At 52.9% G+C, this 21,721-nt stretch carries 19 protein-coding genes; 11 read left to right on the top strand and 8 right to left on the bottom strand.

The window, feature by feature from the left end:
* Positions 1 to 138: 138 nt before the first annotated feature.
* A complete protein-coding gene (locus EIK79_RS12830) occupies positions 139 to 813 on the bottom strand; it encodes an MBL fold metallo-hydrolase (protein WP_124955506.1) in 675 nt (224 codons plus the stop codon).
* A 207-nt stretch (positions 814 to 1,020) separates the two neighbouring features.
* Here EIK79_RS12830 and EIK79_RS12825 point away from each other — a divergent pair, with 207 nt between their 5' ends.
* The 4 genes from EIK79_RS12825 to EIK79_RS18150 all read left to right on the top strand — a co-directional run bounded on the left by EIK79_RS12825 (position 1,021) and on the right by EIK79_RS18150 (position 4,904).
* Positions 1,021 to 1,533, top strand: a complete 513-nt coding sequence (locus tag EIK79_RS12825; RefSeq protein WP_124955505.1) for a tripartite tricarboxylate transporter TctB family protein — start codon at positions 1,021 to 1,023, stop codon at positions 1,531 to 1,533.
* Entirely contained in the window at positions 1,533 to 3,014 is a 1,482-nt protein-coding gene (locus EIK79_RS12820; RefSeq protein WP_124955504.1) for a tripartite tricarboxylate transporter permease, read from the top strand. The genes EIK79_RS12825 and EIK79_RS12820 overlap by 1 nt, the downstream gene beginning before the upstream one ends.
* Positions 3,015 to 4,001: 987 nt before the next feature.
* Positions 4,002 to 4,535 carry an amino acid-binding protein gene (locus EIK79_RS12815; protein WP_124955503.1) on the top strand — a complete coding sequence of 178 codons (534 nt, stop codon included), beginning with the start codon at positions 4,002 to 4,004 and terminating at the stop codon, positions 4,533 to 4,535.
* 231 nt (positions 4,536 to 4,766) lie between these two features.
* The gene (locus EIK79_RS18150; protein WP_185715627.1) at positions 4,767 to 4,904 is read left to right on the top strand and encodes a hypothetical protein; all 138 of its coding nucleotides are present in this window, start codon (positions 4,767 to 4,769) and stop codon (positions 4,902 to 4,904) included.
* 63 nt (positions 4,905 to 4,967) lie between these two features.
* Here the strand turns inward: EIK79_RS18150 and EIK79_RS12810 are convergent, their stop codons facing one another.
* The 3 genes from EIK79_RS12810 to EIK79_RS12800 form a co-directional block, all read right to left on the bottom strand.
* Entirely contained in the window at positions 4,968 to 5,705 is a 738-nt protein-coding gene (locus EIK79_RS12810) for a type I 3-dehydroquinate dehydratase (protein ID WP_124955502.1), read from the bottom strand.
* A gap of 248 nt (positions 5,706 to 5,953) precedes the next feature.
* Positions 5,954 to 6,730: an IclR family transcriptional regulator gene (locus tag EIK79_RS12805; RefSeq protein ID WP_124955501.1), complete on the bottom strand. Its 777-nt coding sequence runs from the start codon at positions 6,728 to 6,730 to the stop codon at positions 5,954 to 5,956.
* 209 nt (positions 6,731 to 6,939) lie between these two features.
* The gene (locus tag EIK79_RS12800) at positions 6,940 to 7,155 is read right to left on the bottom strand and encodes a hypothetical protein (protein WP_124955500.1); all 216 of its coding nucleotides are present in this window, start codon (positions 7,153 to 7,155) and stop codon (positions 6,940 to 6,942) included.
* A 457-nt stretch (positions 7,156 to 7,612) separates the two neighbouring features.
* Here EIK79_RS12800 and EIK79_RS12795 point away from each other — a divergent pair, with 457 nt between their 5' ends.
* Positions 7,613 to 8,278 carry an SH3 domain-containing protein gene (locus EIK79_RS12795; protein ID WP_124955499.1) on the top strand — a complete coding sequence of 222 codons (666 nt, stop codon included), beginning with the start codon at positions 7,613 to 7,615 and terminating at the stop codon, positions 8,276 to 8,278.
* Positions 8,279 to 8,524: 246 nt separating this feature from the next.
* Positions 8,525 to 8,716, top strand: coding sequence for a hypothetical protein (locus EIK79_RS12790; protein WP_124955498.1), 192 nt, complete (start codon positions 8,525 to 8,527; stop codon positions 8,714 to 8,716).
* 514 nt (positions 8,717 to 9,230) lie between these two features.
* Here the strand turns inward: EIK79_RS12790 and EIK79_RS12785 are convergent.
* Positions 9,231 to 10,091 carry a hypothetical protein gene (locus tag EIK79_RS12785; protein WP_124955497.1) on the bottom strand — a complete coding sequence of 287 codons (861 nt, stop codon included), beginning with the start codon at positions 10,089 to 10,091 and terminating at the stop codon, positions 9,231 to 9,233.
* Between the two features lie 111 nt (positions 10,092 to 10,202).
* On the opposite strand from EIK79_RS12785, the gene EIK79_RS12780 reads away from it, so the two are divergent.
* Positions 10,203 to 10,436, top strand: a complete 234-nt coding sequence (locus tag EIK79_RS12780; RefSeq protein ID WP_124955496.1) for a hypothetical protein — start codon at positions 10,203 to 10,205, stop codon at positions 10,434 to 10,436.
* A 124-nt stretch (positions 10,437 to 10,560) separates the two neighbouring features.
* Entirely contained in the window at positions 10,561 to 12,102 is a 1,542-nt protein-coding gene (locus tag EIK79_RS12775) for an RICIN domain-containing protein (protein ID WP_124955495.1), read from the top strand.
* An 854-nt stretch (positions 12,103 to 12,956) separates the two neighbouring features.
* Here EIK79_RS12775 and EIK79_RS12770 read toward each other — a convergent pair.
* The gene (locus tag EIK79_RS12770) at positions 12,957 to 14,261 is read right to left on the bottom strand and encodes a tyrosine-type recombinase/integrase (protein WP_124955494.1); all 1,305 of its coding nucleotides are present in this window, start codon (positions 14,259 to 14,261) and stop codon (positions 12,957 to 12,959) included.
* 707 nt (positions 14,262 to 14,968) lie between these two features.
* On the opposite strand from EIK79_RS12770, the gene EIK79_RS12765 reads away from it, so the two are divergent.
* Together EIK79_RS12765 and EIK79_RS12760 are read left to right on the top strand one after the other, a co-directional pair.
* Positions 14,969 to 17,143: an NPCBM/NEW2 domain-containing protein gene (locus EIK79_RS12765; protein WP_124955493.1), complete on the top strand. Its 2,175-nt coding sequence runs from the start codon at positions 14,969 to 14,971 to the stop codon at positions 17,141 to 17,143.
* A gap of 112 nt (positions 17,144 to 17,255) precedes the next feature.
* Entirely contained in the window at positions 17,256 to 17,861 is a 606-nt protein-coding gene (locus EIK79_RS12760; RefSeq protein ID WP_124955492.1) for a hypothetical protein, read from the top strand.
* Here the strand turns inward: EIK79_RS12760 and EIK79_RS12755 are convergent.
* Positions 17,787 to 19,766 (bottom strand): endo-1,4-beta-xylanase, encoded by a 1,980-nt coding sequence (locus tag EIK79_RS12755; RefSeq protein WP_124955491.1) that lies wholly within the window; start codon positions 19,764 to 19,766, stop codon positions 17,787 to 17,789. The two genes, EIK79_RS12760 and EIK79_RS12755, sit on opposite strands and share 75 nt — an antisense overlap.
* Before the next feature lie 368 nt (positions 19,767 to 20,134).
* On the opposite strand from EIK79_RS12755, the gene EIK79_RS12750 reads away from it, so the two are divergent.
* Entirely contained in the window at positions 20,135 to 20,344 is a 210-nt protein-coding gene (locus EIK79_RS12750) for a hypothetical protein (RefSeq protein ID WP_124955490.1), read from the top strand.
* A gap of 624 nt (positions 20,345 to 20,968) precedes the next feature.
* Here the strand turns inward: EIK79_RS12750 and EIK79_RS12745 are convergent.
* Positions 20,969 to 21,475 (bottom strand): hypothetical protein, encoded by a 507-nt coding sequence (locus EIK79_RS12745; protein ID WP_148094150.1) that lies wholly within the window; start codon positions 21,473 to 21,475, stop codon positions 20,969 to 20,971.
* Between the last annotated feature and the right edge of the window lie 246 nt (positions 21,476 to 21,721).

Here is a 21,721-nt window from a genome sequence, read left to right as displayed (position 1 = left end):
AACCCCATTCTCTGCCCATCTGCTACGTCGTACGAACGATGTGACTGTCCGCCACGCATGAATGGCAGTCCATAGAATGGAGACGTGAGTAAAAACTGCGGAGTTACCGGAATTGGTGCGTTCTGACGAGACGTCCGGTCAGTCGTTCCGAGGGTCCCAATCGTTCCATTCGCGTTCGACAAGGAAGTTGTCGAGTTTCTCCTTGGGATTCTCGAAGACATGCGATCCGTGGAAGACGAGAAGGGTATCGAAATCGTACTCAAGGAGATTGTAAAGGTTGAGTTCTGCGTCCTCGTGACTGTCGTTGAACAGGGCCGGCGGCGGGAGCAGGTACCCAGCCGGCAGTTCGCCGCGATCCGCACCATCGAGAACGTCTCCAGAGATGAGGATATTCCGATCTTCCAACAACAAGGCGGACGTGGCTTCTGTGTGCCCTGGAACCTGAATAATCCGGATGTTTCCTTCTAGCGTGTCGCCATCCTCGTATGCGACATCCGGTTCGATGTTGAGTTCCGCCTCCTCAAGGTGATCGTACAGTTTTGTCTCGTTGGCTGGCATCGCAATGGTCGGTGAGAATGCGTCCACTACGTGCGCAAGTCCGCCGTGGTGCCCGTGGTCGCCGTGCGTGAGAATAACTCTATCGACGGTCCCATACTCTGACCGGAGCATCTCGACGAGTTCCTCACCGTTCTCGTTGAATGCGGTGTCGACGAGTGTGGTATCTCCTTCATTCGGCACATCTTTGAGCACGAAGACTCGCACGTGCTCAAACTGTATCTGGTCGATTCCCTTGAGTACATTACTGACGCCCATATACAACTGTACTCTATAGCACCGCTCCAATTAAAACCACGGTATTCGATGATTTCGATGTGCCGAAGCGGGGACGCAAATCATGTTCGGTGTACCGATTCCGTTGATACAACTAATTCGTGGGGGTGTGAACCAACTCTCGCACGGCGGTACCGGTAAAGTTATAAAGCACATTCCGTGAACATCTAACACGAGTGTAAGAGAGTCATGATTAAACAACAGATAGAAGACGTGATCAAACGAACTCCCAGTAGCATTTCTTCGAATCCACTCTCAGCCGTATTTATACTCATTGCTCTCGCGGTCATCTACACAGCAAACCGGTTCCCTGAGAAGGGACTGGTGGGACCTGAGCTGTTCCCGACTCTCATCTCTGTCGGAATCATCGTCTTTGCGGCGGCCGATATTCTGAGCGAGACGCAGACGGAACAGGAATTGACGGACCTCAACTTCCGGCCACCAGCGGTCGTGATTGGCCTTCTCATGCTGTACGTCTCGCTGATGCCGGTAACCGGGTTTTTACTCGGCTCGATGCTACTCCTACTCGTCTTACTCCACTATTCGAACGTCCGATCCACCACGCTTCTCATCGCACTCTCAGTAGGTTTTCCGATACTGCTGTTCTATCTCTTCGGCCGCATCTTCTTGATACGCCTGCCTGAGGGGATCGTCCCCATCTCGCGGCTTCTTCCGCAGCTCCCGTTAGGGGTGGTGGTCTGATGGTTCTTGATTACATCACCCAAGGATTCGTGAATGTGATGGACCCGTTCATCATCGGGCTGATGGTCGTCGGAATTTTCCTCGGAATCCTCATGGGATCGATTCCGGGCATGACGGCGACGATGACTATCGCGGTGTTACTTTCCTTCACGTTCACGATGGAGCCTGCACAGGGGATGATGCTGCTGTTGGGCATCTACGGCGGCGCTGTCTACGCGGGATCGATTCCGGCGATACTCATCCGGACGCCTGGAACACCTTCAGCAGCAGCGACTATCTTTGATGGGTACCCTCTCTCGCAGAAGGGCGAGGCGGGACGGGCGGTCAGGATTAGCACGATAGCCTCCTTCGTTGGTGGCGTAATAAGCGTCCTCGCACTGATGTTCTTCTCGCCCGTGATAGCCGACGCCGCTCTTCGGTTTCAGTCGCCGGAGTTCTTCGCACTCGCTGTGTTCGGACTCACGATCATCGCCAGCGTGAGCGGTGATTCACTCACCAAAGGGATGGTCTCCGGTCTCCTCGGCATGCTGGTCGCAACAATAGGGATTGATCCCATCACTGGCTATCACCGGTTTACGTTCGATATTCCGGAACTCCTCACAGGCGTTGAGTTCATCGCAGTGATGATCGGGCTGTTCGGAATCGCAGAGGGGCTCCGAAAATACGCCGAGGGAATCAACGAAGACCAAGATGAAATCACTCAGGACGTTTCGGGCGTGTTGCCCTCGTTCTCGGATCTCCGAGCAATCGCGCCTGTGAGTACCGGGTCGGGCATCCTCGGGGCACTCATCGGAGCGATACCCGGTGCTGGCGGTGACATCGCGGCGTTCATCACGTACAACGAGGCCACGCGCTGGATCAAAAACGCCACGCCGTCGTTCGGTGACGGGAATATTCGGGGGGTCGCTGCGGCCGAATCCGGTAACAACGCAAGTACCGGCGGGGCACTCATTCCGACGTTGACGCTTGGGATTCCGGGCGATTCCGTCTCCGCAATTCTTATCGGTGCGCTGTTGGTTCATGACGTGAATCCCGGCCCGGGACTCTATCAAGACCAGCCGGAGCTGTTGTATACTATCTTCGTCGGATTTCTGCTCATCTATGTGTTCATCCTACTATTCGGGCTTCTCGGGGCGAACTACTGGGCACAGGTGATCAACATTCCCAAGCAGTTCATCTGGCCAATCATTCTGCTGCTCACCGTTATCGGTGCAATCGCGCTCAGAGGGAACCTCTTCGATGCGTGGGTGATGCTCGGCTCAGGAGTACTCGGATACGTCATGCGTCTCCGTGGCTACCCCCTTGCGCCGATAGTCCTCGGGCTGATCCTCTCACCTATCGCAGAGGTGAACCTGCGGCGCTCGCTCGCTCTCTCCAACGGATCACCTGATATCTTCCTCAACAGCCCAATCGCTCTCGTCATCCTCCTGCTGAGTGTGGCGACGATACTCATCCCAGCGGTACGGGCGCTCGGAGAATAGCCCATTCGGCTTTCTGATTGAAGCGATTTTCCCACAGCAGTTCTTACACAGTAGGCACCGAAACATCCCTTAGCGAATAGTTGCGCATGAAGCTGTTATTTGGTTGGTCTGATCTGTGACCTCATATATTCATATGAACAATAGATATTGTTGACCCACTCCCTAACTACAGAATTATTAAAACAATTCTCATAGTATTTTGAAGGTCTGGAAGCACACAGTACTTATGGATGATATGTGGAGGAAATTTCTTAATACTAGAATGGAAAAGAAATATAGTGTACAGGTAACTCAAAGTCTTTTTCAATAATATTGGATGAAATAGCCCTCTATTTTTAAAAGTGTGTTCTGAGTATTACAAATGTACTGTTGTAATGGGACAGTCTCTAATGTCGCAATTTTCGAAATTAGTGGAATAGATGGACAATATCTCTAAATCTATTGAGGGCCTAGGGGAAATTCTCACCAGTTATACTTGGTATAATTACAATATTATTTATAAAATAGATATTAATAAAATGTAGATGTGGTTAATGGAATAATTCTGAAATAATCGTTATGATACTCGACGATATTAGATAGGTATCTGAGAGTAGCGGCCTATGGATCTAGGAGTTATAGTTCGACAGAAGTCTTTTGACGGCGTTTTTCGAGGATACATCGAACGGTCTCCATTAACTTCTGACTGATCATGACCAAAGCAGCTGGTCGCTCACTGATTATACCAGAAGTGTCTTCAATACACTGTTCTTCAGGACTTGGAAGTTAAGTGATTATTATATCATAAATATTCCCGTAACTCTTTTCGTAACTCTAAGAATGTCCTTGGCGTGCCAGCGATAACTGAGATGCGTGATTAATAACACTCCACTGCAGATCCGGAAGATACTTCAACGAGGAGATTGCACATTGCGAAAGAGTGGCCCTTATTGAGATAATCTACACAAATCTCAACGATGAACAACAATCACACGTGGTGGTATATTGATGAGTGAGCTACAGAACGATGATCACGCCTACACCCTTCGTCTTGAACTAGTTGACGAACCGGGGGAACTCTTACGGACTCTTCGTCCTATCGCTGAAAATGGGGGAAACCTTCTCTCGATATTTCATGAGAGGGGTAATGTAACACCAAGAGGATACATCCCTGTTGAAGTTGACGTTGAAGCGACGCCAGATCGGTTTGAGAAAATCGTAGAGGCGCTAAAAGACGCCGGAACAAACGTCATACAGGCCGGTACAGAGCGCTATAGTGAAGAATTCACTATAATACTCTCAGGGCATCTTATCGACACGAACTTATCGGATACCCTGTCACAGATCCAAGCAACACGGAATGCGACTGTCACCGATATCTCGCTATCGGTTCCTCAGGGATCAACTCGGACATCAAGCGCCCGGTTTCGGATAGCTGCCGAGGCAGGTTCAACAGAGGATGTCTTATCTGTAATCAGAGATATTGCGGACGAAAAGGATCTTCGGGTTATCGAACCACTTACTTCGGGACCCCTTGCATAGAACAAGGTTATCGGCGGTAAGAATGTTGGTATCTCCGTTGTCAAGGTGCGCTGTGGGCATACGGTGAACAGAAGATGATTGCTATTCGAGATGGCCAATCGGGTGGATTAAGGAGCAACACCGCAATCTCTTCTCGTTCGTCTAGGAGATCTCCGATGAACTCATCAAAGAACATGAGAACTGATGAACTACAGATATCGTTTCGAACCGTCTGCCGTTTAGCGTCAGACGTTGGACTCTCATCGCAAGTTTGGTCGACAGCTCTACAACCACGTCTTCTACTGGTTCAATCTCCTTGAAGACGAGGTGGCGATCAAACAACGCGTCCGAAAGATTCGTGACGAACCACCTGACCTCAAAGACCGGTGAATGAAGCTGATCAGAACGCAGCTGCGAACTTTAGTTGATCTCTGATCTTCGCTTCAAAATTGATCAGAGAGTTAGCCCCTTAGGGACTGATACCTCGTCTTCAATCATAGAGATGACCTGATCGTCAACGCCGTTATTTTTTGTTATCTCGATAAGTGATGCAAGTTTCTCTAACGGAATTTGTCCTGGGGCATAGTCGGTGTCATCTGCTAGAAGAGGTGCGTAGCTGAGTTTTGAGCCGTAGAGGTGTCCAATTACGCGTGTGTGGCTTCCAATTTTCCCCATCGAAATTCCAGCAACATCGATACCTTTCTCAGTTGCCGCATTGACTGCCTCCAAGAGCGCAAGGGTATCCGTCTGGTCCTGTGGAAAGGTCGCAACCTTAGCAATATCACCGTATCTCGCACACTGTTCAAATATCTTATCTATAATTTCTCTGCTAGGTGTGTTGTCAAAATCGTGATGGGAGATGATGAGGTCGACATCGTTCTCCCGGAATTCATGGGTTATCCAGCTTTTAGATCGGACTGTTTCAAGCTCTATATCAACAAATTTTACTGCATCAAATCGAGATGCTGAGAACAGACTATCTAATCTGCCAGTATCAGTAGCTTGCCCTCCAAACCACCGTGTCCTATTCGTTGCGATAATTGGAATATTTCCATTATATTTGGAAAGTTGATTAATTGGATTCGCTGCTTTGTCCATTCGGAATTCAAGCAGATCTGCTGCTCCCCACGCATCCATCTCTTTTGTGATATTATTTGTAGTAGCAGCGAGGGCTGACTCTCTAATCTTCATGCTAGGGTGTAACGCGCTACCTCATATAAAATGCTGGCTGTTAACGCAATATATCTCGGAATAGAGCCAGAAGAAGCCCTGAGAAAGGCAGGATGCGAAAAAATCAAATTCTTAATAGTCGAATGAAATAATGGGTCTCCCTCCCAAAGCTAAAATCTTCTCTGAGTTGGTTTACTAATTCAATACTCTCTGTATCTCCAACCGTTCTGAGTAGACTCCCCATTTATTTAAAATTAATAATATAATTTCTATTGGTACTTTTTGATTCTTAGCTCGATAATGTTCTTCTTGTTCAGGAGCTCAGTGGCTAATTCTTGCTCAATACGGTCTGTCCCCATTCGGCTGAGCGGGCCGCTAATACTTATGGCACCGACAACGTTATCGGGTTCTGAGACGATTGCAGTCCCAACAGCACAGACACCAGGGAAATGTTCCCCCCGGTTGATCGAATACCCACGCTCACGAATCTCCTCAAGTTCCTGACGAAGGGACTCTTCATCAGTGATAGTGTCTTCAGTCAAGGATGGAAGTCCCCGTTTCTCAAAGATGTCATCTACTTTCTTTTCTGGCAGTTCTGAGAGGATAGCTTTTCCTGTTGCCGTCGAGTGTAGGTATAGATAGTCACCTAGCGGAGCGTTATCGTCGATCGAGTCTGGGCTTTGTGACTTATAGAGCTGGACTGCATACCCATCCTCCTCAACAGTGACATTTGTATGTTCACTAGTCATTTCCCGCAGATCATCCAATTCAGGTTTCGCTGCCCGATAGAGAATCATTCTATTACACTTTTCGCCACCCAACTGGAGAAACCGGAAACTACAGCGGTACTCGTTAGATTTCTTGATAACGAAGTTCGAGTCAACGAGGGTGGTCAGGTGGATATGAGCAGTACTTACTGGTATATCCAGATCCTCTGCGGTCTGAGAGAGAGTTGCACCCTCGACATCCCGAAGATATTGAATGATATCGAATGCCTGTTTAACACTCTTGAGTCGTCGTGATCCCGATTGGCTATGGTCAGTCATAATGAGTGGTTGGGAATCTCTATACTAATACCCGTTGATATTTCGATATTATCGTAATCCAACGCGTCGCTACCCCGGAACTCAATGACAGTTGTGAGGAGAAGCGGTTGTCTGGGATTCCTTGCCGAGTCAGGACGAGCGTCTGATCAACCGTTACGAACACTGATCCACCGGAAAGACTCGGTGGGCCAACGAGAGCATCCGCCTCGTTAGTGAGGGTGCCACTTGACGCGGGCGTGGGTAACGGCGGGTTCGGAGAGGGCCGGATCGAAGCCGATGTTTCGGGCACTGAACTGAGCAGTCGACCACGAACGGGTGCCCCCTGAGAGCGTTCTATCACGTATCGGCGAACGGGTCTGTTCCCCGGCGGTGAGCTGTCCAGACGGCGGCTCTGGATCGTGGCCAACACAACCAGCGACGGCCACGTGGTTCCACCGGTGGTGAGAAACGTTCGCCGAGATTGCTTCACAGGGAAATGTAGAACTGGAAATATTAATGAATAGAGAATAAGTTAAATCAGATTAATCGTGATGATTTTTTGGTTCTGATAGACAATCTCCGTGTCAAACGAGCTACTGGGAGAGGGCGTGCAACAACATAATATATTACTGATATAAATACGATGGCTTGGAAGAGGTGCTGTCGGCACTGAGAAAATACACACAAAACGCCCCACTCCACGATCATCCCTGTTCCTGAAACTACGAGGGTTCGACTTCGACGTCAATCGACATATCGGTATCGTGGAGGCGCGAGCGAAAGACGGGACAAGCAGTAACCATCCCGAATATTTATATATCATCGGTAGGTTGTGACTGATTTTTCAATCGGTTACGTGATAATCAATCCGTGCCTGCTATCGCTCGTGGTGAAGTGATCTGCATGCCAACCGACGAATCGGCGCACGTGGGCGAATCGAACGACGAGAACAGAGCAGAGACCGACTCCTCACAAGGACGTCGAGGGTTTCTGAAAAAAGCAGCAGTGACCGGCATTCTCGGAATGGCGGGAACTACTATTGGTACCGGGGCAGCCAGTGTCCCAGAGACGCCTGAGAGCGAGCACTCCGGCCCGTTTGTGGACGGGAACGCCGTGACTGCTGATTACAGCGTCGATACCCGGGTATCCCCCACCGACGATCTAAACACACGGGCCCAACCGGGACTCGGCGGGGAGGTGGTTGCAACGATGCCACCCCACGCAACCGGGGTGATCCTGTCCGGCCCTTTGCAGATGGACGGCTACACCTGGCAGATTGTTGGCTGGGACGGTAATTATTACGTGGGATGGTGTGCCGCAGAATATCTTGACAACGTGGGCAGCATGCCTGATCCTGGCTACGGGGGTGTTGTAAACGCCACTGCTAATCTAAACACACGGGCCCAACCAGGCCTTGATGGGGAGGTGGTTACGACGGTACCCGATGGATCAAGCGGGTGGGTCTTCTACCCTCGATTGGAGGTGGGCGACTACGTCTGGCGACCTGTCGTGTGGGATGGTAGCAATTACGTGGGATGGTGTGCAGGATATCTCGCCATTATAGCCTAACTCCCCGATAATCGAAACAAACGCTCAGACATCTGCTCATTGTCTCGCACTCGAAACCCGTGATTCAGGATGTGGTAGTTCACCTCTGGGTCCGAGAACGTTTAGAAGACGCACACTGCGTCGAACTCCCACACGGAATCGTATAACGCTCTACTCACCGTTGCTATCGCTTACCATCGCTGTAGTACAGCACCGTCGCGGTGCCGATCGTCGCGGTGACTGGGCGATGAAAGGTTTTCAGACTGAATGACTGAGAGCAACGAAGTACTTGAGGCATTCATTGCCCGGCAAAAAGACCGTGTCGATCAGCTAAAATATGATGTTCAGAATGTCATTCAAGAATATCACGTCGAGGTTGCGCGGCTGTGTGAAGCACAGCGAAACTTCAACAAAACAGTCGAAAATAAGGCTGCCGCGTTTTTTGCTCAGCTCGAATAAGCGGACTACGACACGACATAAGTCATGGGAACAAAAATCACGGTTGAGTAATTACTGTGACGACAAACCATGAAGTTATCCGCCACTCCTGTGGTGGATATCCTGGGTGCTTGGGCGCTCTATTAGCATATCCGGCGCGGCTTTCCCGACGATTCCAATTCCGCCGTGTTCTCAAATACTATGACAGTGATAACGACTCAGAACGCAGAGACATATGACTCCGCTTCAGTCCCGTGTTGGGTTTCTGGGTGTTGTAACAGGAAGTGAATATCTTATTGCAAATATCATAAACGTTTCTCAAGCCACGAGCGTCAGGGCTATCTTCGTAGCTCTCTCTGTATACAGATCTTATGAAAATCCACAAAGCACCGCTCTGGAACGCTCTCCTCGTGTACTACAGTGGCCAACAATGGTCTTAACAGTCCGTATTGTCGCCGTCCTTGAGACACGCTCGAAAAGTTTCCCAGCTATTCTCTGTCGAGATACTGCCTATCGGTATCGAGTTGCTCGCAGCTTAGAACAGGCCGGTAATGAACCCCAGCCCCATGATGATGAGTACTGCTGCTGAGAACGCTGGCAGGTACGGTGTATATTGTTCCACCTCCTCCTCATAGTGTTCGTACCCGGCGACGAGTAGCATTGTCAGGGTGACAATCCCGAGAATCACCGTCAGCGCGTAGACGCTCATGAGTTCGAGGCAGTAGTTTGAACCGGCACAGATCCCAATGATCTCGAATTCTTCCTCGTGTGCAAATCCGAGGAGGAACGCGAACCACGCGATCCCAAGGAGCCCCCGATCCCCAGCCTCGTCGAGGTCCGCATGGGAGTGAGAGTGTGAATGTCCCTCAACGAATGGAATGTATTCATTGAGTCGCGTAAGAATCCCATCACTTGTGTGTGCATGATCATCATGGCTGTGAGAGTGAGCATCGTGGCTGTGGGCGTCGCCGTCGTGAGAGTGGTCTCTGTGCCCATGCGACTGATCGGTATGACCGTGGTCGTTCGAGTGAGACTGCCCAGCACCATGTGAGTGCCCACTCGTGTATTCGCGAATACCAAGTGCGATCAGTAAAAACCCAGCGACGAGACTGACCGGCCCACCAATCTGAATTCCCCCGCCGATCGTGAGCGGTTCATTGAGTTGGGTGAGGCTGAAATACGATTTTGCATAGAAGAACACGGCCACCATAGCGATACTGCTGATGAGATGACCAATCCCAAGGATGAGACTCGCAGCAAAACCATACAGCCATTTATTCGTCTGATCAATAGCATATGAGGCGGCAACGGGCCAGCCATGACCGGGCTCAACGCCGTGAGCTGCCCCGAGGACTACGGAACCGATCAAGAGTCCAAGTGCGTCTGAGTGTAACATTCGGAACTGAATGCAGGTCAGGCTGGCCTTTAGCGGTTGTTATGGGCAAACTCGGGCCACCGTAATAATGAGGGCTTGAATCGTGATCACGCGCGAGTCGCAAGGCGATCCATGAGCACATCGAACGTCACATGGAGTGAGAAGCAACGAGGAGCGGTCGTCGCAGCAGTCGCGTTCGATTATGAACACACTCGTCGTCGGCGAAAACGGATGAGCGAGAATCGTGGTTGTGGTCGATTATTGCGGCGGGCTGCTGTTCCATCGAGAATGTCAACGGGCTCGTGGTGTGTGTCCCCAACAGCCGACAGGAGCGACGACGTGAACGTCCAGCCGTGGGTCTACTAAGACCAAGGGTGATCCTTTAGCGCGACGTAGTACCCTCTGCCGCGTATACTCTATTTATTCTTCATAAAAGATTATTAATTTACTGGGAAAATTATTTATAACTTTGTATCTTATCCCAAATTGCATGACGAATGGTCATGACAATAGTGGGATAAATCGACGCAGCGTTCTGAAAATACTTAGCACGGGGGCACTCGGAGCAGCGGGAATGACCGTTTCGACTGGTTCGGTGATGGCAGATCCTAGCGCTACACACTACCACAACCCGTTGTACGGCCCGGACTTCGCGGACCCGACGATTCATCGCGCCAACGATGGAACTTGGTGGGCGTACGCTTCGAACATGAGCTATAGCAACGACGCCGACGAGATGTTGGTGCCCATCCTCTCCTCATCGGATCTCGTCAACTGGACGTACGAGGGCGAGGCGTTCGATTCGCGACCCGGCTGGCTATACGGCTCGGTCTGGGCTCCAGACATTCACTACCACAACGGCCAGTGGGTACTGTTCTACTCGCTCTGGCCGCGAGAGGACGACGACAGCCTCGTACCCGGCATTGGCTTCGCTACATCCGACACGCCCGATGGTCCCTTCACGGACCACGGGGAGATCCTTTCCAACCCAGATCATCCTTATCCCGGCAACACCATCGACCCGTATTTCGTCTACCACGATGGGACGCCGTACCTCTTCTGGGGCAACTTCGCTGGCGTGTACGTGGTGGAACTCACTGCTGACCTTCAGGACTTCCGGTCCGGGACCTTCGACCAGATTGTCGGGAGCGCCTACGAGGGTTCGACCATCTTCCAACGGGACGGCTACTGGTACTTCTTCGGCTCGACTGGCGACTGCTGTGCTGGATTCGACAGCACGTACGAGATCGAAGTCGGGCGATCGGAGAACTTCCTTGGGCCGTACTACGACATGAACGGGACCGCGATGCTTGACCGCGACGAGTGGAATGCAGGTCCAACCCACCTTGGGGACAACGCTCGGTTCATAGGGCCAGGCCACGGCGACGTGACAGTCGCTGACGACGGCTCTTGGTGGTTCGTCTACCACGCCTACGACACCGAAGGACCGGAGTACGCAGGGAACTACGGTTGGCCGCCCGCGCGACAGTTCTTCCTGGATCCGATCCAGTGGGAGAACGGCTGGCCGGTGATCGGCTGCGACGGGACGCCATCCACACAGATGACCAATCCCGGTTTAGGCGGCTACTGTGACGGCGGTGGTCCGATAGCCGACGGCACCTACCACATTACCAACGTCAACAGCGGGTTGTACCTGGAGGTTGCGAACAGCTCGACGAGCGTAGGCGCGAACGTCCGGCAGTACTCTGACACGGGGTGTACGTGCCAGCAGTGGAACGTTACCCAGAACAGCAGCGGGACGTACGACATCACGAACGTCAACAGTGGGCAGTTCCTCGAAGTAGCGAACGCGTCTACTGAAGACGGCGCGAACATCCGGCAGTACACGGACACGGGCCACGCGTGTCAGGAGTGGGATATTGTGGACAACGGCGACGGCACCTACCAACTACTGAACGCTAACAGCGGCAAGGCTGCCGACGTCGCGAACCGGTCGATGTCGGACGCTGCGAACATTCAACAATGGACGTGGAGCGCTGGAGATCATCAGCGCTGGCGATTCGTTTCATAAAGGGCGGTGAAATGACCCATAATGGTAACCGGATTCGTCACGGTTGTACAACCGACGATTCCATCGAGTGAGGAACTGATGAACATGGTGCGATGATGACGCTGTAAGGGTCCTCCCCTTCGACGACATGGTTTACCGTGTCAGACGGCGGGATGACAGCTCTGTCATAGAACCAATCTGTGTGTTCATTCAGGTAGTCGAAACTCCATGTGGAAGCTATTTTATAATCGTTGTTCGAATTCGTTTTCCTCGATCGCACGTTTGTGGCCTTCAATTGAATGATTATATCTATATGATGTAATTCAGTATATGCAACCTCTTTCAAGTTGAAATGCATCCTCTACTACAAGATCCTATAGTTCTGCGTTAGAATGGAAATTGGTGGAAAAGAAGTTCTCCAGTTCGTTTTCGAGATACCCAACGAAGCAACCCCATCGACGGTGGTAAGCCTCCGCAGACACCCCAATAGTCTTCTTTGGTGCGAGTTCCAAGCACTGCGAATATCAATCTAGGTGCAAAAGAAACCCCGTTTACCGTCGGTACACAAGCACAAACACCTCTGTGATTTCCTCGACCGTAATCGTGACCTTAGGTGCCCTCACAGTCGAGCGAATACGTTTCCGTTGCTGGCCGTTAGCGTCTCAAGCGGAATGGTGGTCGGTTGATCTGACAACCTGCTCGCAGGCGGTGGATGGAGTGGAACTAATATACTATCTCCCATTTCCAATTCATATTAAAAATATGTTAGATTGTTTATAGCATCATAGCTTTTCAGTATTGCCGTATTGACACTACTGAACCGGAACTGATACAACTCTATTGAGTGTCTTCAATCGCTGCTCCGATATCGTTGTTCATGGTGTCGTTTCTCCAAAGGCCTGCGCGAGTCGCTCGCGCATGTACTGTCGGCGGAGTTGCCGCCGCCGGTTTGGCGAGAGATACTCCTGAAGCACGACCTCGGCGCTCGCACTGCCCTGTTCAGCAGCGATCTCACCGACGTCAGTGAGGATCGCCTCCTGAGTCGCTGAGTAGGCGTCGTACCAGAAGCGTCGGGCCATCTGCGGGATCGGCTTTTGGCCGTCGATCTCGGCTGGAAGGTCGGCGCTAGCAGCGAGTTCGTCGAACCACGAGAGGATGGTTTGGCGTGTCCGATGGCCTGCAGCGGAGCGATCAGAAGGAAACAGATAGCCGGTCCAGTGGTCACGTTCGTTGAGTTCGGCTAGCCGGTCGGTCGCCGCCGTTTGTCCATAGAGGATTGAGACCTGTCCGGGGCCGTTCTTTCGCTCCTCGAAGTCGACATAGGGCACATCGGCCTCGGGAGGATCGAACACGAGTTGGGAGCGGTGCAACGCAGCTACCTCCCCCGAGCGCAGGCCCCACGCACACAGTGCGACGACGAGGAGGCGGTCGGTCGGTGTCGTGGCAGCGTCGTAGAGCGCTCGGACGTGCGTGGCGTCGAGCGCCGGGTTCGCGCGTGTCTCGCCAGTGGTGTCGGTGCGGCGACGCCAGCGATATTCGTCTTCGAGTCCGGCGACGGGGTTGACCGCCGCTCGTTTGCGTCGCACCAAGTGGGCGTACCAGCTGTCGACGGCCTCATGGATCCGGCGCATCGTTCGTGGAGCCAGATCGTCGTCGAGGGCGTCAAACGCCGCCCACGCAGCGTCCGTCGCCTCATACGCTGGGACATCGCTGTCACGAGCGACCGGGGCGAGGAGGTCGTCCGTGTCGTTGACGCTCTGGTAGGCGCGGACGTAGTGTGCGAGCCGGTACCGGAGTGTATCGGTGGATGACGCGCTGAGGTCCCCACGTTCGGACCGACTCTCGAGGTAGGCTTCCAAGAGGTCGACGGTTGGGTCGTGGGTTGTTCCCCAGTCGTAGCTGTCATCGCGCTCATCCAGTTCGAGATCATCGGCCCAGAACTCCCCGAAGGTCCGGTCGTGGTACTCCCGAAGCGCGTAGATCAGCCCCCGAAAGCCGTGAGCCGAGAGCCATTCGTGAGTTGGGCGCTCGGTCTCAGGATCGAGTCCCTCTTCGCGCATCGACGGAGCGACGAGTTCCCAGTACGCATCGACAAGTCCATCGAGATCGAGCAGCGTCCACGCGGGATCGTCGGTCTGATCCGAGTGCTCGCTGGCCGTGGTGCTAGTCTCGTTGCTCATGATCCTGTCTCTCTGGTTTCTCTCAGAAGAAACCGGTGTGCTGTGGTTAGGGGTGAATCTGAGTCGGTCATATTCGGTTGGTAGCGTGATACGGACAGCTTACGTATAGGTATTGTGTCTTTCCAGACGGCCACAGTCTGGATAACCAACGGCTAAATGGGATAAGATATGCGTGGCAGGAATAAACCGCATATCGATATAGCAAATCTCGCCACTGCCGCCCTCTACTTCGGAGGATAGATTTCTGTAAAGGGCTTTTACTCATACAGGTAGAGATGGAATTTGCACTATCGTATCACGGGACGGCTTCTCTCGGTATGCGACTTGATCTGAGATACTGTGACGAGATACCCGATGAACACCAATGATGGACAAGTAAAATTTCTAATGCACAGCCACTTGTGAAATTTGCGCTGACGAGATATATCGTGAATTATAAACCTCATCTAAGCGACATCAGAACATAAAATGGAGGAAAAGAACTTATCGTCTATAGCACGTTTACGGTCCGCGTTGTCATAGTGCGTGTTTTCGAACTAGTCTACAACACGACCGGGCGTCTCAATGGAATATATAATATAGATAGTAATAATTTAGAAATTATTAAAATATATTTATAATAATATTAAAGTAAAAGTTTAATACATGTAGATATGTGGCTGTGAGACAAACTATACACTCGTCGAGACCAGTCACGAGAGGACTCCATGACGAAACACGCACGACAGTCGAATGACCGTACAATCCGCGAAACAACCACAGACAGCCCACAATTCAGCCGACGAGATGTCCTTGGCTCGATCACGGCAGTCGGTGCGATATCGATGCTGGGACTCGGCGCCGTCGGATCAGCGACCGCGTCACATCAGGGAGGGCTTTCGAAGTCACCCCCAATGGGATGGAACAGTTGGAACACGTTCCGCTGTGACATTGACCAGACAGTCGTCAAAGAGACGGCCGATGCGATGGTATCGAGCGGGATGACGGATGTGGGGTACGAGTTCGTTAACATCGACGACTGCTGGATGGCTGATTCGCGCGATACCAACGGCAATCTCGCCCCTAACCCGAATACCTTCCCGGATGGGATCGACAGCCTGGCGGACCACATCCATGATCAAGGTCAAAAACTCGGCGTCTATTCGTCGGCTGGCACGGAAACGTGTCAGGGACTGCCTGCCAGTATCGATAATGAGTTCAACGACGCGGACACGTTCGCGTCGTGGGGCGTCAACTATCTCAAGTACGATAACTGTGGAGATCATCTTGGGCGGAGCGCCTGGGAGCGGTTCTCGACCATGTCAGACGCGCTTGACCAGTCCGGCCGGGACATCGTGTTTAGCCAGTGTTCCTGGGGTAGTTACGACGAATGGCAGTGGTCCTGGCGCCACGGCGGTAACCTCTGGCGGACGACTGGCGACATCACACACGAGGGATCGTGGACCTCCGATGACTGGACGTGGGGGATCATGGATATCATCGACCACGCGGATCAGAATAACACCCATATCCACGCCAACTGGGGACACTGGAACGATCCCGACATGCTGGCAGTCGGTAACGGTGGGCTGAGTACGTCGGAAGAGCGGGTTCACTTCGGCATGTGGTGTCTGATGGCCGCACCGCTGTTCGCCGGGAATGACCCTCGAGATATGACCCAGACAGAAGTAGATATCCTAACGAATCAGGAAGTCATCGACGTCAATCAAGACCCTGCGGGCGTTCAGGGCTATAAAGTCCGCGACGACGGCGACCAAGAGGTGTGGGTCAAGCCCGTCACCAACAACAACCGAGTAGTCGCGTTGCTCAACCGGAGCACCTCGCCAACGACCATCCTGACGACGGCGTCGGAGATCGGGATGCCCTCGGCCGACGAGTACTACCTCCGGGATCTGTGGAACCACAACGACAGTTACACGTCGGGATCGATCAGCGCGACAGTTCAGGGCCACGGCATCGAGATGTTCCGCGTAGAGATGAACGCAGGCGGTGAAGACACGCAACCAACCCAGTACCTCAGCGACTGGCACTGGATGGCAGCCTTTGAGAACTGGGGCACTACCCAACGGGACGCCTCTATCGAAGGCAACACGATCGTCTTGAACGGTACCACCTACGACAAGGGGATCGGTACACACGCTCACTCTCAGATCGTCGTCCACCTTGGGGGGAACTACGATACCTTCGAAGCCGATATCGGTATCGACGACGAGGTGACGAGTAGCAACGCGAGCGCGCGCTTTGAAGTCTGGGGCGACGCGGACAAGCTCTACGAGAGTCCCACCATGACTGCTTCTGCCGCGACGGAGTCGATCGCCGTGGATATCTCCGGCGTGAACACGCTCAAACTCATTACTACACCCGTAAGCCACACCGACAACATCGATTATAATCACACCGACTGGGCGGGAGTTCGGGTCACGAGCGACTCAACCGGTGGCGGTGACGGCGCAATCACGGAGGGGACCTACGCCATCGAGAATATCAACTCGGGAAAGGTCGCTGACGTTGAAGATGACGGCACCGCAAATGGCGACAATGTCATCCAGTGGAGCTATAGCGGTGGCGACAACCAACACTGGCAAGCTATCGTTAACGCTGACGGCACCTACCGCTTCGAGAATATCAACAGTAGAAAAGTTCTTGCCGTCAACAGTGGGTCGACGACCGAAGGAGCGACACTCATTCAGTGGTCCTGGACTGGGGCTGACGACCAGAAGTGGAATGTCGTGGAACAAAGCGACGGGACCAATCGCCTCGAAAACGCCAACAGCGGCTACGTGATGGATGTCTCGGGTGGAGGTACGTCAGATGGTGCCGATGTTATTCAGTGGGGGTGGAACAGCGGCGACAACCAGAAGTGGAGATTCAATTCGGTGTAAGCAAGCATTGAGCCGTTGACGCATGACCCGCACAGACCACTCTCACAGATAGAATTCCCCACGCACTGCACTCGAAAACGTTGTCACGTGGACCGGCGTCAGCATCGCCATCATGGGCGTTGTCGTCAGCTTGTGCAAACTCCACCCCGGCATCGAGGTGCCGCTCACGGGCGGAACACAACTCATCCTTTTGTCTGTCGGTTCCGTCGCCGGTGAAGAAGCGTCTGATTTGCGCGGCGAAGGTTCCCTCGCCCAGATGTTGCTGATAAGTTCTATAGGGAGACGATCACACCGCCCTCGAGAGGTATTGATTTTTTATTTCGGAAGGAAAGTAGTTCCACTGCTGGACGTTCGCGCCATCGTCCTGTCGGAGGCGACTTCCATCAAGAGGCCGCTGTTGACGTTCTCGAGCCGATATGTGCCGGTTCAGCTCCGCCGGCGTCACCAACGCCGACTCTGCCGGCAATGCCCCGCCTTCGATGGTCACCGTGACCTGCTGACCGATTCAGTCTGTGACTTCACGCTACCACAGGTTCCAGTCGCCATCGACCAACCCTTCCCGTTTGATTGTTTCGGTGGCAACGTGATCCTCAGCGTCACGGTAGCTATCGAGAGCAGAAGAAACGCGCGCACGACATCTCAGTTATTCGAGTCTGATTTCTTCGATAGTGAGCGTACTGGTGCCGCCCTGCCAGAAGTTCAAGCGAATAGAGAGTGAGGAGGCGGTGCGATCGACGCCGGCAGCTTCGAGATCGACCGCGACGCTGGAGGTGCTCGTGCCAATGGAATCGCTGGTGAGATCGCTGAGGAGACCACTTGCGCCGCCCATGCTGAGGCTGATCTCACTCTCTTCGCCGCCAGTGGCCCCACTCACGTCAAGGACGAGCGTGCTGTAGTCACTGACATCCTGGTTGATCTGTTCTTGAAGCCAGCCACCGTCGTCGTACTCGACGACGAGAGCGCCATTACTGACACTGCCGCTGCCGTTCTGGAACGATCCGCCACCGCACCACTGCCCGAGATCGTTCGTTCCCGGCCATGCGGGCGAGCCATCGTAATCGTTGACTACGAGTTCGTCGCCAGTACCACTCGCGTCGATAGTGATCGTCACTGTGGTCGTTCCAGACGAATCTGTCACGGCGACGGATGTCGTCGCGGAGTCACTGTCCGTTTCCGCAGTGATTTTGTGCTGGCCGAGGAACGCGTCGACGACGTAAGAGCCACTGCCGTCGGTCGTCCCGGACTCGCTCGTCCACCACTCGTCGAACACCAGCCCCGTGTATACGTCGTAAGCAGGTTTCGTCGACCAGTCCTCCTCAAAGAACGGAGCCTCACTCCGCCAGTGGGTCGTGTCCCACATGCCCCAGATGAGAAAGTCGGTGACGTCTGGGTGACCGAAGGCTGTCTTGAGGTACCGCTCCATCACGTCAGCCCGTTGCTGGTGACCGCTCCAGTCGCTGCCAGCCATGTCGAACTCGGTGACTCGCTGTGTGGCACCGAAACCGGCGTAGTGGTCGAACATCTGATTGATCCGGGCGTAGCTCCACGGATCGCCCGAGCCGAGGGTCGGCCCGATGTGCCCCTGGAGTCCGATACCGTCTAGATCGATCCCCTGATTTCCGAGGAACTCAAGCTGAGAGGCGTACCTCTCCCGTGCATAGGCCCATGTCAGCGTGTTATAGTCATTCGTACAAATACCGACGTCGAGACCGTTTTCGTCGATCACCGACTGCGCCTCAGCGTACCAATCAGCCAGCAGTGGTGAGCGCCATGGCTGGATCTCACCCGCAGGGAGGTCGTCAAGGTTGATCTGGCCCGGATACACTGCACTGTGCAGTTGGCCCCGGTGCAGCGCCTCGTTAACGACGTCCCACTCCTCAATCTGCTCGCCGTAGTGGGTGATGATATCTCGGATGTGCTGCAGCGACCGATTCCGGACGGTTTGGCCGTCATCGTTCTCGATGGCCGTCAGGATGTCCGCTGGAATCGCGTAGGCATCAGGTGCCCCCCAGATGCAGGTATGGCCACGAATTCTAAAGCCGTGCTGGTCGAGCCAGTCAACAGCGGCATCGGCCAGCGACTGATTCTCCTCCCAGAAGCGCCACTTCATCTGATTGCCCAAAACCGCAGTGTTGAACAGGTCTAGCAGGTGCTCCCGGTAGGGATCGCCGTCGCTCGTCTGGTTGATCAGTTGGTCGGCTCCGAGCGCCGTCCCGAAACCGAAGTCGTGTTCCTGCATCTCTACGTTAACCGATGCGCCATTGATGGGAGCGCCGTTTGTGTCAACTACCTCGATCATCAGCGATCCCATCTGAGTTTCGCGGATCCGCTGGTCGGCTGCCGCCTCGTCGAAAGTGCTCTGTGCCGTCGCTGTCCCGGTTGGTGAACCGATGAGTCCAGCTACGCTGGCGCTCCCAAGTACTCGCAGATAGTCGCGCCGGCCGATGATTCCGGACTCGCTCACACAGCCCTTGACGAACGACTCACTCGACGCCCCCCGGCCGTTCTCGCCCACAGACGACTCCGAATCGCGTCCGCAGGCCACCGGATGGTCCACATTCTGATCTGCCTCATCGTTCCTCTTCGGTTCCTCTGTCTCCGTATTAGGACTTTCTTGTGTCATATATTATTTTCTGATGGTCGAAGCACACGGTTCCTGAACAGCTCCGCGGTATCTGTCCCGAACCCTAAGCCTCTACACTTGATCACCAGCCTATTCTGATTCCAAATATACATATTATATATTTATTATTAAAACTAACCTTTTGGGTAAATATCTGGGTCATGTAGACCTTTGGTGGGAAACCCCCCGCTCAGAACATCTTGCTCTGCTGAACGCAAGAAGACGGCAGTATCGAATCAATGATATCCAAAATTCCACCGCTAGAAGCACTGTATTGCCGATTTATAGATCCGAATACTGTAGTAGTAGCACGATTCGCTGATTCATTAGCTAACAAGATTATGTTACTTTTCGGAGATTCCTCGTGGATGACGGCGATATCACTGACGGATACGCGCAGAGAAAGAGTTGGCGGCGGCGTTATCCGCCGACCGCCAGCGATAGAAGGAGAAGCTGACAGTTTGGCGAAGGTGACGGGAGAACTCGTCTGTTTGAACGTTCCAGAAGGCGAAGCGACTGTCGCCGTCCATACTTCACACGGACAGAAAGTCTCCCAGCCGCTGAGCGTCGGGACGTAGATCCCAATGCTCGACAGTCCCATGGGGAAAGTACCCTTGGCGTACGGAGCAAGCGGCGCAACTTCTACTGAAAGTTTTTCGCTCGGCGTCAACCAGACATCCCGCTCAGTAGAACAGATATCGAGAGATGTTCTTATTTCTGAATTCAAATATATTGAAAAGGTAGATGCTATATATATACTAATCAGAATGTGGGTGGAATTCCGTATATCGCTGAGCTTGACTACGATAGATCTCGAGCGGAGTCACACCGTGCCGACATCAAAAATCGTGAAATCGCGGTCCCTATTCTCTTTCATGATGAACCCGTCGAGGCGATCGGTATTATTGGTCCTTCAAAACGACTCAGCGCGATTACTGCGACGACGTTCGTCAGCAAGTCGTGTAAACAGCCGCGATGATAGAGATGAGTTATAAGACGGAGCTGTTAGCGCTATTTTGTCCTTTGGGACACTTCGATGAGGATAGTTAACAGACTACAGATATGATAGCGACTCTGCGACGTCAGCACGAATTCCCCTTCTCGTATTCGCTATCGTCGTAGATGTCATAAGTACAGAATGGGTCGTAGGTCTCGCTACCCATTCTGTTACGTTTGAGGCAGGGAGCTGCAGTGGGAACGATCTAGCGCTGCGTTCCGTGTTTGTTCCGTTTCCCGTTCGCGTTCTGGGTGGGCTTAAATGAGACGCGGAATGCTTGCTCTTGTTCATGACCGCCGACAATCAGTCCACCGTCGTAATGGGTGCATGTGCGCGGATTGCCAGTGAATTCGTGCCAGCCCGTGTATCCATCCTGGCTCTGATATCCCCGGCCTTTAGGGTAGGGACCTCCCTCAACTGTATCTACTCGTCGATCTGAATTCATGAGGAGATTGTGTGCCTCGGCCGTTGGCTGGTTTTCGAACTCGATTCGGTAGCACGCCCACGTGCGCGTGGTGCCATTGCAGGTGAACTCTTGCAGGCCGAGCTTATCGATGATCTTAAACCGGGACGCGGTATTCGTATCGTGTCGCTGCCACGTGTGCGGAGCGACGACGCCGCTTCCCCCTTGACCCTCGCGCCCGAGGGCTGAGCCGGTAGTAGTGGTCAGTCCGGCACCGACAGCTGTGATTCCCGCGGCACCCCGAAGCATCGTCCGTCGTGAAATAGCAGATGATCGTGTCATGCTATAATCATTAGTCGGTGACGCAACCGTTATTATTCTTCCTATATTGATTCCGCGATTCTCCAAGGTAGGGAGCAGTGATATATTGGATTCTCCAACTACTCTGCCTGATGCATCGATTCACAGCCAGTTTATTATCAGAATAGAAATAATTCTCCCAACATTCAGATAATATTAATTGATAGTTAAAATATTTTAGGTATATATCATAAC

Source organism: Halocatena pleomorpha (assembly GCF_003862495.1).
GTDB lineage: Archaea > Halobacteriota > Halobacteria > Halobacteriales > Haloarculaceae > Halocatena > Halocatena pleomorpha.
Note: the sequence above shows the minus strand (reverse complement) of the source record. Positions and strands in the feature narration are given on the sequence as shown.

What these genes read in the sequence shown, in the direction of transcription:
- EIK79_RS12830 (WP_124955506.1), bottom strand. Translation starts at nt 813, where the DNA reads ATGGGCGTCAGTAATGTACTCAAGGGAATCGACCAGATACAGTTTGAG.
- EIK79_RS12825 (WP_124955505.1), top strand. Translation starts at nt 1,021, where the DNA reads ATGATTAAACAACAGATAGAAGACGTGATCAAACGAACTCCCAGTAGC.
- EIK79_RS12820 (WP_124955504.1), top strand. Translation starts at nt 1,533, where the DNA reads ATGGTTCTTGATTACATCACCCAAGGATTCGTGAATGTGATGGACCCG.
- EIK79_RS12815 (WP_124955503.1), top strand. Translation starts at nt 4,002, where the DNA reads ATGAGTGAGCTACAGAACGATGATCACGCCTACACCCTTCGTCTTGAA.
- EIK79_RS12810 (WP_124955502.1), bottom strand. Translation starts at nt 5,705, where the DNA reads ATGAAGATTAGAGAGTCAGCCCTCGCTGCTACTACAAATAATATCACA.
- EIK79_RS12805 (WP_124955501.1), bottom strand. Translation starts at nt 6,730, where the DNA reads ATGACTGACCATAGCCAATCGGGATCACGACGACTCAAGAGTGTTAAA.
- EIK79_RS12795 (WP_124955499.1), top strand. Translation starts at nt 7,613, where the DNA reads ATGCCAACCGACGAATCGGCGCACGTGGGCGAATCGAACGACGAGAAC.
- EIK79_RS12790 (WP_124955498.1), top strand. Translation starts at nt 8,525, where the DNA reads ATGACTGAGAGCAACGAAGTACTTGAGGCATTCATTGCCCGGCAAAAA.
- EIK79_RS12785 (WP_124955497.1), bottom strand. Translation starts at nt 10,091, where the DNA reads ATGTTACACTCAGACGCACTTGGACTCTTGATCGGTTCCGTAGTCCTC.
- EIK79_RS12780 (WP_124955496.1), top strand. Translation starts at nt 10,203, where the DNA reads ATGAGCACATCGAACGTCACATGGAGTGAGAAGCAACGAGGAGCGGTC.
- EIK79_RS12775 (WP_124955495.1), top strand. Translation starts at nt 10,561, where the DNA reads ATGACGAATGGTCATGACAATAGTGGGATAAATCGACGCAGCGTTCTG.
- EIK79_RS12770 (WP_124955494.1), bottom strand. Translation starts at nt 14,261, where the DNA reads ATGAGCAACGAGACTAGCACCACGGCCAGCGAGCACTCGGATCAGACC.
- EIK79_RS12765 (WP_124955493.1), top strand. Translation starts at nt 14,969, where the DNA reads ATGACGAAACACGCACGACAGTCGAATGACCGTACAATCCGCGAAACA.
- EIK79_RS12760 (WP_124955492.1), top strand. Translation starts at nt 17,256, where the DNA reads ATGGGCGTTGTCGTCAGCTTGTGCAAACTCCACCCCGGCATCGAGGTG.
- EIK79_RS12755 (WP_124955491.1), bottom strand. Translation starts at nt 19,766, where the DNA reads ATGACACAAGAAAGTCCTAATACGGAGACAGAGGAACCGAAGAGGAAC.
- EIK79_RS12750 (WP_124955490.1), top strand. Translation starts at nt 20,135, where the DNA reads ATGACGGCGATATCACTGACGGATACGCGCAGAGAAAGAGTTGGCGGC.
- EIK79_RS12745 (WP_148094150.1), bottom strand. Translation starts at nt 21,475, where the DNA reads ATGCTTCGGGGTGCCGCGGGAATCACAGCTGTCGGTGCCGGACTGACC.